Below are 12,053 nucleotides of genomic sequence, written 5' to 3'. Positions count from 1 at the left end.
CACACACCACTCCGGACGAGCGGTCCTTCGTACGAACGCACAAGGGGCCGCAGGGCCGGTCACCGGACGGAGCACGTATCCGCGTCGCTCCCCGGGGGTGATGGTTAGCATGGCTGGGTTGACGACATCAACCGAACGGGGTCGACGGACATCATGAGCGAGCCTGCCGGCACAGCGCTGCGGACCCGTGTGGAACAGCTCGCGCGCGAAGTCGTCAAGTTCGGGGCCGTCGGCGGCCTGGGCCTTCTCGTCAACATGGCCGCGTTCAACCTGCTGCGGCACACCACCGACCTCCAGGTCGTACGGGCCAGCCTGATCGCCACCGTGATCGCGGTCCTCTTCAACTACGTCGGATTCCGCTACTTCACCTACCGCGACCGCGACAAGAGCGGCCGGGCCAAAGAGCTGACGCTGTTCCTGCTGTTCAGCGTGGTGGGTGCGGTGATCGAGAACGGGCTGCTCTACGCGGCGACGTACGGCTTCGGCTGGAACACCCCACTGCAGAGCAACTTCTTCAAGGTCTTCGGGATCGGGGTGGCGACCCTGTTCCGCTTCTGGTCGTACCGGACGTGGGTGTTCCGGACGCTTCCCGCAAAGGAGGCGGTCGGTCAGGCCGAGAAGTTTCTGGAGGCAGAGGCAGCAGAGGCAGCGAGCGAGGGCCAGGGAGCCCCGGTAGGACTGCCCACGCCCGCCGCGTCCCGCCTCACCTGATCGTCTTCCCGCTCGCCTCCGCGTCCCGCCTGCTGTCCGGCACGACGGTGGAGAGGAACAGCGCGAAGACCGCCGGCTTCTGCTGGAGGAGTTCGAGGCGGCCGCCGTCCGCCTCCGCCAGGTCGCGGGCGACGGCGAGGCCGATGCCGGTGGAGTTCCGGCCGCTGATGGTCCGCTCGAAGATGCGCGCGCCGAGGTCGACGGGGACGCCGGGGCCCTCGTCGGTGACCTCGATGACGGCCTGGTTGCCGGTGACCCGGGAGCGCAGGGCGACGGTGCCGCCGCCGTGCATGAGGGAGTTCTCGATGAGTGCGGCGAGGACCTGGGCGACCGCGCCCGGGGTGCCGACGGCGCGCAGGCCCTTCTTTCCGGACCGTACGATCGCCCGCCCGGCGCTGCGGTAGGCGGGGCGCCACTCCTCGATCTGCTGCTTGACGACCTCGTCGAGGTCGAAGGCGACGGCCGAACCGGTGCGTGGGTCACGGGAGTTGGTGAGCAGCCGTTCCACCACGTCCGTGAGGCGCTCGACCTGGGTGAGGGCGATCGTCGCCTCCTCCTTGACCGTGTCGAGGTCGTCGGTGAGCGTGATCTCCTCCAGCCGCATGGAGAGCGCGGTGAGGGGCGTGCGCAGCTGGTGCGAGGCGTCGGCGGCCAGTCGGCGCTCCGCGGTGAGCATGCGGGCGATGCGTTCGGCGGAGGAGTCGAGGACGTCGGCGACCCGGTCCAGCTCGGGCACGGAGTAGCGCTTGTGCCGGGGCCGCGGGTCGCCGGAGCCGAGGCGTTCCGCCGTTTCGGCGAGGTCGGTGAGGGGGGAGGTGAGCCGGTTGGCCTGCCGTACGGCAAGGAGCACGGCGGCGACCACGGCCAGCAGGGCGACCGCCCCGATGATCAGCAGGGTGCGGCCGACCTCACGGGTGACGGTCGAGCGGGACTCCTGCACGGTCACGGACTCGCCGCGCTCGCCGCTGGCGCGGCCCTCGATGACGCCGTCGGTGGGCGGGGTGCCGATCTCGATGGGCGACCGGCCGGGGATCTCGATACGGGCGTACCGGTGGCCGGCGATCTGCTTGGCGAGGACCTCGCGGCTGACGTCCCCGTCGCCGCCGAGCCGCCCTTCGACGACGCTCACCAGCCGCAGCGCCTCGGAATCGACGGACTCCTGGGCGCTGTTGCTGATGGTGCGGGTCTCGACGATGACGAGGGAGACCCCGAAGACGGCGATGACGACGAGCACCACGGCGAGCGTGGAATTGATCAGACGGCGGCGCATGGCATCAAGGATGCCTGGTCGTCACCCGGATCAGCTCTTCTCGAAGCGGAAGCCGACGCCTCGTACGGTCGCGATGTAGCGCGGGTTCGCGGCGTCGTCGCCGAGCTTCTTGCGGAGCCAGGAGATGTGCATGTCGAGGGTCTTGGTCGACGACCACCAGGTGGTGTCCCAGACCTCGCGCATCAGCTGGTCGCGGGTGACGACCCGGCCCGCGTCGCGCACGAGCACCCGGAGCAGGTCGAACTCCTTCGCCGTGAGCTGGAGTTCCTCCTCGCCCATCCACGCGCGGTGCGACTCGACGTCGATCCGTACGCCGTGGGTGGCGGGTGCCGGGGTCGGCTCGGAGGAGCCGCGCCGCAGCAGGGCCCGGACCCGGGCGAGGAGTTCGGCGAGCCGGAAGGGCTTGGTCACGTAGTCGTCGGCACCGGCGTCGAGCCCGACGACGGTGTCCACCTCGTCGGCGCGCGCGGTGAGCACCAGGATCGGCACGGTGTGGCCGTCGGCGCGCAGCCGGCGCGCGACCTCCAGGCCGTCCATGCCGGGCAGCCCCAGGTCGAGCACGACGAGGTCGATGCCCCCCTGGAGTCCGGCGTCGAGGGCGGTCGGTCCGTCCTCGCGGACCTCGACCTCGTAACCCTCCCGACGCAGTGCGCGGGCCAGTGGCTCCGAAATGGATGCGTCGTCCTCGGCGAGCAGTACACGGGTCATGAGGGGAATGTTAGTCGGCGCAGCCAGTGCCCCGGGAGTGATCGTCGCGGAACGGAGAGTGCCTGCGGGTTTATGACCCATTCTCATGAAGGACCTTTGAATATGGGAAGTTAGTTCCATCGCCACCTGTGATCCATATCTCAAGTCCTTCCATATGTTGCAGTGTCGTGTCGTATGGTGGCGACCACGCCTTTAGCGCTAGACGGGGACCTTTGCGCTCAATGAGTTCACTGAGCTGCAAAGGTCTCTTTTCTGTGTGGAACCGGTTTCGACCGGTTCCGGAGAAGTGAATGACCTATCGGCCGGGCCCGTGGTGCGACGACGCACGGCGGGCGTGGCTCCCGGTGCGGTCCGCCCTCTCGCCTCGTGATCCGAGTGCGAACCCCCTCCCGGCGTAGGGGTGGGACGGAAATCCGCTCCCGGTGCCGGCTGCCCCCACCGGGCGCTCATCCGCAGACCACACGCGGACGCGTCCCGAGCAAGCAAGGATCGACCATGGCGTCCAGCCTGACGAAGGAAACCCCCGGGGCACCTGCCGGGGACACGGCCTTCTTCGGCCACCCCCGCGGCCTGGCCACACTGTTCATGACCGAGATGTGGGAGCGGTTCTCCTACTACGGCATGCGGGCCCTGCTCGTGATGTACCTGGTTTCCGGCGGCGCCGACGCGGCAACCGGCAGCCAGGGCGGCGGCCTCGCGATGACCGCGGCCACGGCCACGGCCATCTACTCCGTCTACGTGGCCATGGTGTACCTCATGGCCATGCCCGGCGGCTGGTTCGGCGACCGCGTCTGGGGCGCCCGCAAGACCGTCATGATCGCGACCTTCGTGATCGTCGCCGGTCACCTGTCGCTGGCGCTGCCGGGGCAGGCGATGTTCTTCGTCGGCCTGTGCCTGATCGCGTTCGGCTCGGGACTGCTGAAGGCCAACATCTCCACGATGGTCGGCCACCTCTACAGCGACCCGAAGGACCCCCGTCGCGACGGTGGCTTCACGATCTTCTACATGGGCATCAACCTCGGTGCCGTGCTCGCGCCCTTCGTCATCGGCATCGTCGGCGAGAAGGTCAACTGGCACCTGGGCTTCGGTCTGGCCGCGGCCGGCATGACGCTCGGCGCGATCCAGTTCCTGATCGGCTCCCGCCGTCTGGAGGGCGAGAGCGCCCGGGTCCCGAACCCGCTGTCCGCGCAGGAGAAGCGCGCCGTCATCACCAAGGTGCTGGTGACCGTCGCCGTGGTCGCCGCCTTCTACCTCCTGGTGGGCCTCACCGACGTCTTCCGGCTCACGCTGAACTGGGCGCTGATCCCGATCACCCTGGCCGGTCTGCTGATCCCGATCGCCGTACTGGTGAAGATCAAGCGCGACAAGGACCTGTCGGGCGAAGAGCAGACCAAGATGACGGCGTTCATCTACTTCTTCGTGGCCGCCGCCGTCTTCTGGATGATCTTCGACCAGGGTGCGTCGACGCTGTCGCTGTTCGGTGACTCCAAGACCGAGCGGAACATCTTCGGCTGGGACATGCCGAACACCCTGTTCCAGGCGCTGAACCCGGGCTTCATCATGCTGCTCGCGCCGGTCTTCGCCGCCATGTGGCTGGCGCTGGCCCGCCGGAAGCACGAGCCCAGCACGATCGTGAAGTTCGCCATCTCCCTGGTGGTGACCGGAGCCTCGTTCTTCGTCTTCCTCGTCCCGATGGGCATGGCCACCGGCGGCACGAAGGTCACCATGTGGTGGCTGGTGCTGATCTTCCTGATGCACACCGTGGCCGAGCTGTGCCTGTCCCCCGTGGGTCTGTCGCTGACCACGAAGATGGCGCCCGCGAAGTACGCCTCGCAGATGATGGGCGTCTGGTTCCTCGCCGTCACCGCGGGCGACTGCGTCACCGGCATGCTCGCCATCGCCGGGGTCGACCTCAACAGCTCGGGCGTCGTGGCCTTCGAGGCCGGTGCGGCCGTCGTCGCGGGCTTCCTGATCTGGATGTCGCGCAACAAGGTCCGCGCGCTGATGGGCGAGGTGCGCTGACCGCAGGTCACGTACCCGCGCTCGTCGCGTCTCTTGTACGGAAGGGCCGCCGCACCGAATCGGTGCGGCGGCCCTCCGCCTTTGTGCCTCCATGGGACGCCCCATGGGGGCGCGGGAACTGCGCGACCAGCGACCAGCCACGACGGCGCCGCAGATGCGCTCAGCGCCTGCCGCCCCGCAACCGCTGCCACGGCGTGAAGGTGAAGACCGCGCCGCCGAGCAGGATGACCGTTCCGGCGACGAGGGCGAGGGCCTGGAGGGCGCCGTTGTCCTCGGCCCCGGTGTTGGCGAGGTCGCCGCCCGCCGCGCCGCCCGCGGCCGTACCGCCGCCGGAGTCGCTGCCGCCGGAGTCACTGCCGCCCGCGGAGCCCGAAGCGCTGCCCCCCGAGGAGCCCGACGCGCCGCCCGGCTGGGCCGCCGTGTCGAGTGCGAGGGAGACGGGGGCCGTGCCCTTGACGGTGCAGGGGATGTTGATCTTCTGGCCGCCGAGGGTGACGTCGATGTTCAGGGTGCCGGGGGCGAGGGTGGCCTTGCCGCTGGCGCCCGGCTTGTAGGTGCCGGTCATGTCGGGGAGGTCGACCGGCTTGCCCTGTTCGAGGGGTTCTTTGTTGCCGGGTCCCGTGACATTGGCGCTGCCCTTGTCGGAGCCGCCCAGGGTGAGCTGCATGGAGGGTTTCAGCGCGCCGGCCGGGAGGGCGGCGGGGCTGTTCATGACGCCCTTGGCGGTGACGACGGTGAGGTCGTAACTGCCGCCGTTCTTCTTGGCGCTGACGGTGATCTTCGTCTTGATGCTGGCCGGGCCCGGGGACTTGCAGGCGTACTCGACCGCGACCTCCTTGCCGGGGAAGTCGGTCCTGCCGCCGTCGCCGCCGCCGGTGGTGCCGCCCGAGCCGGAGCCGCCGGACGCGGTGCCGCCGGTGTCCGAGCCGCCGGTGTCCGAGCCGCCGGTGTCCGAGCCGCCCGACGTGGTCCCGCCGCTCGTCGTCGTACCGCCGGAAGCCGTACCGCCGGAAGCCGTCGAGCCGCCCGCGGTCGTGCCACCGGCCGTCGTGCCGCCCGTGGTGCCGCCGCCGTCCGTCACCTTGATCGTCGCGGACGGCTTCACCTCCTCCTTCGGCGCGCACTTGGTGTCCGTGGAGATCGGCTTGCTGACGTTGATGTTGTACGCGCCGGGGGTGAGCGTGATCTCGCCCGCCTTCTCCAGCTTCAGCTTGCCCTTCATCTCAGGCAGGATCATCGGGCTGTTCTTGGGGATGGGCGGGTTCTGGCGCGGGCCCTCCATCTTGACCTCGCCGGTCGCCGCTCCCCCGACCTTCAGCGTGCCGGTCGGCTGGACGGTGTCCTTGTCGAGGTCGAGGACGTCGGGGTTCTTGGAGGCGGCCTCGACCGTCTTCCAGACGACCTCGACCTCGTCGCCGACCTTCGCCGTGGCGGGCGCGGTGACGGACACCTTGGTGGTGCCCTGGACCGCCGGGAGCCCGGAGATGGGCGGCGGAATGCACTCCGTCCTGTACGCGACTTCGGCGGCCTGCGCGGGAGGTGCGGCCAACAACAGTCCCGCACCGGTAAGCATCAGCGCGATCCCTGCCGCGCTCATCCTCCGTTGCGTCTTCACGAATTGCCTTTCGGAGTAGGGGAGTTGGTGGTGCTCTCGTGCGGTGCGGAAACCTGTGCGTGCGGGGACGGGGCGCCGGGGGCGGTGTCCGGGGTGAACCACGGGAGGACCGCGGCGCCGGTCGCGGGCGTCTCGGAGTGCGCCGCCGCGGGCGCGCCCGCGGGCTCTTCCGGACGTACGGTGCGGCGGCGCGCCGAGGCCCGGGGATCCCCGGGAGCCCCGGGTGCGCGCGGCACCCTGCGTACGACCCTCGCCACGGCTCCGGCCCCCGGCCGCACCCGGTCCACCACGGCCATCCCGATCCGGAACAGCGCCGCCGGGACCACGATCCCCAGCAGCAGCCAGAACAGGACCACGCCCCACGGCCGGTCCACGCCCCACGGCTGGGCGGCCATCACCTTGGGCCCGTACTTCACCGAGACCAGGTAGTCGCCGTGCGCGCCCGCCGGGAGCTGTACGTCGAGCGCGACCTGGGCCCGTTTGCCGGGGGCGATCGTGCCGCGCCACTGGCGCTCTTCCCAGACCGGCGCGAACACCCCGTGCGAGGTGCCCACGTGGAAGACCGGATCGACGACGGGCGCCGACTCCGCGTTGCCGAACTCAAGGACGACCTTGCGGGCCTGCGGTGCGCCGAACCAGGTCAGCAGCGAGCCCGACCCGTCGAGCCGTACCGTACGGTCGACGACCGAGAGCCGTCCGGCGTTCGGGGCGGGCTTGGGCAGCGGCGCGACGGGATGCCCCGCCACCTTGAACTCGGCGTCCACCGAGGCCTGCTGGCCCTGCACCGTGGCGACGTGCACGACGCACGGGCACGGTTTGGGCGGTTCGGCGACCGCGAGCGTGCGACTGAAGCGGCCCTTGGCGTCGGTGGTGACGGCCCGGCCGTCGGCGTTGGCACAGGAGTTGGTGCCGCCCGGCACCCCGGCGGCGGGGGACGCCTCGCCGCAGATGAGCAGCATCAGCAGCGCACTCGGCCGCCAGCCGCTGCCCTTGACGGTGATCTCGCCGCCCTTGCCCGCCTCGGCCCTGGAGAGGGTGACGACGGGCTTCGCACTCTCGTCGGCCACCGCGCCACCAAGTGGCAGCAGGAGGAGGAGAGTTGTCAGCGTCGCTACGATCAACCGTCCGCTAGCCCTCGTCATGTGCGCTCCTCCTGCGTCGTACGATCCACAGCGCCGTGCCCGCGCCCGCCGCCAGCAGGACCGCTCCGCCGCCGAGCACCGGCCCCCGGGTCACGAAGGTCGCCGTGGCGGTGCCCTCCTCGTGGATGCCGCCGTCCGCGGTGACGGTGAGGCGGGCGGCCGCGCGGTCGAGGGCGGGGGTGTCGGGCCAGGGTTCGGCGTGTTCGGTGCGGCGGCCGGGGGCCAGGGCGCTCACCGGGTGCGGTGCGCGGCGCAGCAGTTCCCCGAAGAGGCCTTCGGCGTGGACGGCGACGCGCGGGGCGAGCGTGGTGTTGCCCCGGTTGACCAGTGCGTACCGGATGACTCCGTCCCCGATCTCGACGTCCTCGACGGAGAGTGCCGCCAAGGTCGGTCCGCTGACCCGGAGTTGGACCGCCGTGCGCTGTTCGCGCCCGTCCGGCGCGGAGGCCACGATCGCGCCCGGGTGGTCGCCCGGCTGTGCGCCCGCCGGGACGGTCACCGTGAACGGCACGTCCGCGCGGGTGCGCGGCGGTACCTTCACCTCGGCCGACGCGAGCGTGATCCACGCACCCGCCACCCCCTCGGCACCCGCCACCCCCTCAGTACCATCCGCGCCCTCGGTGGATCCGGCCGTCTCGGCCCGCAGGCTGACGGTGCGGGCCTCCCGGCCGGGGTTGGTGACGGACAGCTTGTCCTCGAAGACGGTGCCGGGGGCACCCTGGAGGTAGAAGTACGGGCGCCCGCCGCTGTCGGACCCGCTGGGCCGGGTGCCGCCACCGGAGGCCGGTCCCGCCGTCCAGGCGTCGGCGGCCGGGGCATCGGCCGCCGGGAGATCGGCCAGGGCATCGGCCGCCGGGAGATCGGCCGGGGCATCGGCCGCCGGGGCATCGGCCGGGGAGTCGACCGCCCGGCCGTCGGCGGCCAGGGCGGCGGGCGCGGGCCCGGCCACGTACAGGATTCCCACCATCCCCAACAGGGCGGCGATCAGTCGGAGTCGGCGACGCACGATCACTCCGGTCCGGTCAGCTCGCGGACTGCTGGTTGCGCTGGTTGCGCCGGGTCAGCCAGAGCACCCCGGCGGCTCCGGTGAGCAGGACGGTGCCGCCGAGCGTGCCGAGGGCGGCCGCGGAGTCGAGCGGGCCGGTCTTCGGGAGCTCGCCGCTGCCGGAGGGCGCGCTCTGGGACGTACCGCCGGACCCGTCGTCCGAGTCACCGCCCGAGCTGCCGCCACCGGCACCCTTGACGTCCAACTCCAGTGACGGCTTGGGGCTGTTGGAGGGCGTGCAGGTGGTCGTGGTCCCCAGGGCCTTGATGGTCAGGACGGAGGCGGTGAAGGTGACCTTGCCGCTCTTCTTCGGGGTGTACGTCCCGGAGAGGTCGCTGATCTTGATGGGGGTGTTGGCGGGTATCGCTGAGGAGTTGGCGGGGCCCGCGACGCCGACCGTGCCGCCGTCGGCGCCGCCGACCTTGATCTCGGCGCTCGGCTTCATGGCACCCTTGCCGAGTTCGACGGGGCTGGAGGAGACGCCCTTCTGGAAGGACATGGTGAGGGTGTAGCCGCTGCCGCCCTTGACCGCCTTGATGTCGATCGGGGAGACGGCGCCCTTGTTGCCGATCGGGGTCTTGCACTGGTAGTTGACGTCGACGACGTCGGCCTGCGCGGCGGGGGCGGCGATCAGCACCACCGAGCCCGCAACTGCCGCCGCCAGTGCGAGAGTTGTCCGCTGCCGGGTCCGCTTCTGGTACGACACCTTGTGATCCCCTCGTACGCCGGAACGCCGCGTTACTGACGGCGCATCAGATTGGGCGCTCAAGGTACGCCGGGGACCTTGGGAGGGGAAGACAAAGAGCACGCCGTATCGACGTGCTCTCTCACACCGGCTTTGTCCGTCAACCGCTAGGCGGGAGCGGCCAGTTCCGCCCAGACCGTCTTTCCCACGCCCTGCCCCGCGCCTTCGGGCGTACGGGCGACGCCCCAGGCCAGGCAGAGCCGCTGGACGATGAACATGCCGTGGCCGCCGGGCCGGCCCGCCCGGTGCGGGGTGCGCGGGGCGGGCTCGCCGCCGCTGCGGTCGGTGACCTCCAGGCGCAGCACCTTGCCGTCGCTGGCGACGCGCAGGCTCTCCGGACCCTCGGCGTGCAGGCACGCGTTGGTGACCAGTTCCGAGACGACCAGCAGGACGTCCTCGGCGGCGGCGCGCCGGTCGGCGGTGGACGCGGGCAGCCAGCCCCAGTCGTACAGCGCCTGCCGGGTGAAGTCGCGGGCGAGCGGAACGATGCCGCTGGCTCCGTTCAGCGGGAGGGAGCGCACCTGACCGGCGGCCGCGAGCACGGAACCGGCCGGGACCTGGGCCGGAGACTGGACCTGAGCCTGAGCCTGGGCGGGCACGTCGACGGCCCCGGCGGACACGGACGTACCGGAGGCGGACCCACCAGAGGCGGACCCACCGGAGGAAGGCGTACCGGAGGCAGCCGCACCAGAGACAGGGGCGGCCGACACGGGCGCAGCCGCCGCGGGCACACCGGAGGCAGGCGCAGCCGACGCATCGGAGGCGGAGGCGATGCCGTCCGGCTCAGGGCCGAGGTCGCCCGGCGGATGCTGCCGGGTGGTGCTCATCAGCGCTTCACCTCACCGATTCACCAAGTCGTCGTTTGCAGGGTCTGAGGTTCCTCCTGCCCGACCGAAGCGTGAGAACACCCACGATTCGCTACGAGCCGCGCCACACGTCTCACGCGCGTCGCACCGGGAGGACGGCGGACGGTTCAGTCGCCGAGAGGGGGTGCGAGGGCGGCTTCGAGCGAGTCGTGGACGGTGAACACCGCTTCCGCCCCGGTGATCTCGAAGACCCTGGCCACCACGGGCTGCATGCCCGCCAGATGTACCGCGCCGCCTGCGGCCTCGGCCTTCAGCCGGGCCCCGAGCAGTACGTTCAGCCCGGTGGAGTCGCAGAATTCGAGCAGCGAGCAGTCGATCACGAGGCGGGTCCGCCCCTCGTCGAGCGCCCGCTCCAGAGGTTCTCGGAGCAGCTCGGCCGTGTGGTGATCCAGCTCACCCGCCGGCGTCACGATCTCGCTCCGGCCTTCGGTCCGAACTTCGACCTGAAGCCGGCCCCGGTTCGCGCTGCCGACCGTCCCGCGGTCCATGCCCGTCCCTTTTCGCCGTCGTGGTTCTGCTTGGCACTGCTTGCTCGTCACTCGGTTCATCGCTGTACGTGGCCCATTGTCCCGGCCACCGCCCCAGTCGCGCCAAGGGCGCGTCAAGGCAGCAAGGGGTGCTCCCGACAGCAGCAGAAGACTACGCCTTCTTCACACCCACGGGTAGTCGAACAACGCCCTGAACTGGTCTTTTTCGGACATAAGGCACTTGCAAGTGCCCGCCGGGAGCGGGTAGGCCTAGTAGGGACACATCCGACCACCGTCCGCCCACCACCGGCTTTGGAGGCGCCGCTTCACCGCAGGAAACACGTATCGGCATCGGCAGCCATATGCCGAGAACGATGGAGGAGACCATGTCACCCCGGCTCGACGAAACGCGTACTCACCACAAACAGGACGCGGCGTCGACACCCCCGCCCCCGCAGATCGAGACAGGAACCGGAAGCAGCGCGAGCACCGCGGCCACTGTGGCACCCACCACATCCGCCGCTGCCCCGACGCTCACGGAGCGGCCCGACGGCCTCTGTGACCTTCCCGAGATTCCGCCGTACGACGAGGTGGGGCCGCTGGATGCCAGGGCCCTGTCGAAGACGCTCTTCGAGCGCCTCGAATCCCTCGAAGAGGGAACCCACGACCACGCATACGTCCGCAACACCCTGGTCGAGCTGAACCTGGCCCTGGTCAAGTTCGCCGCCTCCCGGTTCCGCACCCGCAGCGAACCGATGGAGGACATCATCCAGGTCGGCACGATCGGCCTGATCAAGGCCATCGACCGCTTCGAGCTCAGCCGGGGTGTGGAGTTCCCCACCTTCGCCATGCCGACGATCATCGGCGAGATCAAGCGCTTCTTCCGTGACACCTCCTGGTCCGTGCGCGTCCCGCGCCGTCTCCAGGAACTCCGCCTGGACCTGGCGAAGGCCGGCGACGAACTGGCCCAGCAGCTGGACCGCTCCCCCACCGTGGCGGAGCTGGCCGAGCGCCTGGACATCACGAAGGAAGAAGTCGTCGAGGGAATGGCCGCGAGCAACGCCTACACGGCCAGCTCGCTGGACGCCCAGCCCGAGGAGGACGACTCCGAGGGTGCCCTGGCGGACCGGATCGGTTACGAGGACCACGGCCTGGAGGGCATCGAGTACGTCGAGTCCCTGAAGCCCCTGATCGCCTCGCTGCCCACCCGCGATCGCCAGATCCTCTCCCTGCGCTTCGTCGCCAACATGACGCAGTCGGAGATCGGCGACGAGCTCGGCATCTCCCAGATGCACGTCTCTCGCCTGCTGTCGCGCACGCTGGTCAAGCTCCGCAAGGGCCTGACGCTGGTGGAGTGACTCCCGCCGCAGGTGAGTGAGTCGTACTGAACGTTGGGCTGCCCCAGGCCGTATCCGGGGCAGTCCAACGTTCTTCTGTGCGGGCACGGTGTCGCTGTGTGCCG

The 12,053-nt window shown here is 70.5% G+C and carries 11 protein-coding genes; 3 read left to right on the top strand and 8 right to left on the bottom strand.

The window, feature by feature from the left end; all coding sequences use genetic code 11:
- Nucleotides 1-153: 153 nt before the first annotated feature.
- A complete protein-coding gene (locus ACH4SP_RS31085) occupies nucleotides 154-711 on the top strand; it encodes a GtrA family protein (RefSeq protein ID WP_398419687.1) in 558 nt (185 codons plus the stop codon).
- Here the strand turns inward: ACH4SP_RS31085 and ACH4SP_RS31080 are convergent.
- Both ACH4SP_RS31080 and ACH4SP_RS31075 read right to left on the bottom strand, forming a co-directional pair.
- Nucleotides 704-1,981: an ATP-binding protein gene (locus ACH4SP_RS31080; RefSeq protein WP_398419685.1), complete on the bottom strand. Its 1,278-nt coding sequence runs from the start codon at nucleotides 1,979-1,981 to the stop codon at nucleotides 704-706. The two genes, ACH4SP_RS31085 and ACH4SP_RS31080, sit on opposite strands and share 8 nt — an antisense overlap.
- Nucleotides 1,982-2,011: 30 nt before the next feature.
- Nucleotides 2,012-2,689, bottom strand: a complete 678-nt coding sequence (locus ACH4SP_RS31075) for a response regulator transcription factor (RefSeq protein WP_398419683.1) — start codon at nucleotides 2,687-2,689, stop codon at nucleotides 2,012-2,014.
- Between the two features lie 495 nt (nucleotides 2,690-3,184).
- Here ACH4SP_RS31075 and ACH4SP_RS31070 point away from each other — a divergent pair, with 495 nt between their 5' ends.
- On the top strand, nucleotides 3,185-4,711 hold the full coding sequence (locus tag ACH4SP_RS31070) for a peptide MFS transporter (RefSeq protein ID WP_398419681.1): 1,527 nt from the start codon (nucleotides 3,185-3,187) through the stop codon (nucleotides 4,709-4,711).
- Between the two features lie 160 nt (nucleotides 4,712-4,871).
- Here the strand turns inward: ACH4SP_RS31070 and ACH4SP_RS31065 are convergent, their stop codons facing one another.
- The 6 genes from ACH4SP_RS31065 to ACH4SP_RS31040 all read right to left on the bottom strand — a co-directional run bounded on the left by ACH4SP_RS31065 (nucleotide 4,872) and on the right by ACH4SP_RS31040 (nucleotide 10,612).
- Complete coding sequence (locus ACH4SP_RS31065) at nucleotides 4,872-6,308, bottom strand: hypothetical protein (RefSeq protein ID WP_398419679.1); 1,437 nt, start codon at nucleotides 6,306-6,308, stop codon at nucleotides 4,872-4,874.
- A 14-nt stretch (nucleotides 6,309-6,322) separates the two neighbouring features.
- Nucleotides 6,323-7,468 (bottom strand): hypothetical protein, encoded by a 1,146-nt coding sequence (locus ACH4SP_RS31060; RefSeq protein WP_398419678.1) that lies wholly within the window; start codon nucleotides 7,466-7,468, stop codon nucleotides 6,323-6,325.
- On the bottom strand, nucleotides 7,455-8,474 hold the full coding sequence (locus tag ACH4SP_RS31055; RefSeq protein WP_398419677.1) for a hypothetical protein: 1,020 nt from the start codon (nucleotides 8,472-8,474) through the stop codon (nucleotides 7,455-7,457). Before ACH4SP_RS31055 ends, ACH4SP_RS31060 begins: the two co-directional genes overlap by 14 nt.
- 16 nt (nucleotides 8,475-8,490) lie before the next feature.
- Entirely contained in the window at nucleotides 8,491-9,219 is a 729-nt protein-coding gene (locus tag ACH4SP_RS31050; protein ID WP_398419676.1) for a peptidase, read from the bottom strand.
- Nucleotides 9,220-9,365: 146 nt separating this feature from the next.
- Complete coding sequence (locus tag ACH4SP_RS31045; protein ID WP_398419674.1) at nucleotides 9,366-10,085, bottom strand: ATP-binding protein; 720 nt, start codon at nucleotides 10,083-10,085, stop codon at nucleotides 9,366-9,368.
- Between the two features lie 146 nt (nucleotides 10,086-10,231).
- On the bottom strand, nucleotides 10,232-10,612 hold the full coding sequence (locus tag ACH4SP_RS31040; protein WP_398419672.1) for an STAS domain-containing protein: 381 nt from the start codon (nucleotides 10,610-10,612) through the stop codon (nucleotides 10,232-10,234).
- 341 nt (nucleotides 10,613-10,953) lie between these two features.
- On the opposite strand from ACH4SP_RS31040, the gene ACH4SP_RS31035 reads away from it, so the two are divergent.
- Complete coding sequence (locus ACH4SP_RS31035; protein WP_398419671.1) at nucleotides 10,954-11,949, top strand: RNA polymerase sigma factor SigF; 996 nt, start codon at nucleotides 10,954-10,956, stop codon at nucleotides 11,947-11,949.
- Nucleotides 11,950-12,053 lie beyond the last annotated feature (104 nt).

It is taken from the genome of Streptomyces sp. NPDC021093, assembly GCF_044333135.1.
Taxonomy (GTDB): domain Bacteria; phylum Actinomycetota; class Actinomycetes; order Streptomycetales; family Streptomycetaceae; genus Streptomyces.
This window is presented reverse-complemented; position numbering and strand designations above follow the sequence as displayed.

Bases quoted from the DNA above. Each gene is read 5' to 3' on its own strand.
- ACH4SP_RS31045 (WP_398419674.1), bottom strand. From the start codon at position 10,085: ATGAGCACCACCCGGCAGCATCCGCCGGGCGACCTCGGCCCTGAGCCG.
- ACH4SP_RS31075 (WP_398419683.1), bottom strand. From the start codon at position 2,689: ATGACCCGTGTACTGCTCGCCGAGGACGACGCATCCATTTCGGAGCCA.
- ACH4SP_RS31040 (WP_398419672.1), bottom strand. From the start codon at position 10,612: ATGGACCGCGGGACGGTCGGCAGCGCGAACCGGGGCCGGCTTCAGGTC.
- ACH4SP_RS31065 (WP_398419679.1), bottom strand. From the start codon at position 6,308: ATGAGCGCGGCAGGGATCGCGCTGATGCTTACCGGTGCGGGACTGTTG.
- ACH4SP_RS31035 (WP_398419671.1), top strand. From the start codon at position 10,954: ATGCCGAGAACGATGGAGGAGACCATGTCACCCCGGCTCGACGAAACG.
- ACH4SP_RS31080 (WP_398419685.1), bottom strand. From the start codon at position 1,981: ATGCGCCGCCGTCTGATCAATTCCACGCTCGCCGTGGTGCTCGTCGTC.
- ACH4SP_RS31070 (WP_398419681.1), top strand. From the start codon at position 3,185: ATGGCGTCCAGCCTGACGAAGGAAACCCCCGGGGCACCTGCCGGGGAC.
- ACH4SP_RS31085 (WP_398419687.1), top strand. From the start codon at position 154: ATGAGCGAGCCTGCCGGCACAGCGCTGCGGACCCGTGTGGAACAGCTC.
- ACH4SP_RS31060 (WP_398419678.1), bottom strand. From the start codon at position 7,468: ATGACGAGGGCTAGCGGACGGTTGATCGTAGCGACGCTGACAACTCTC.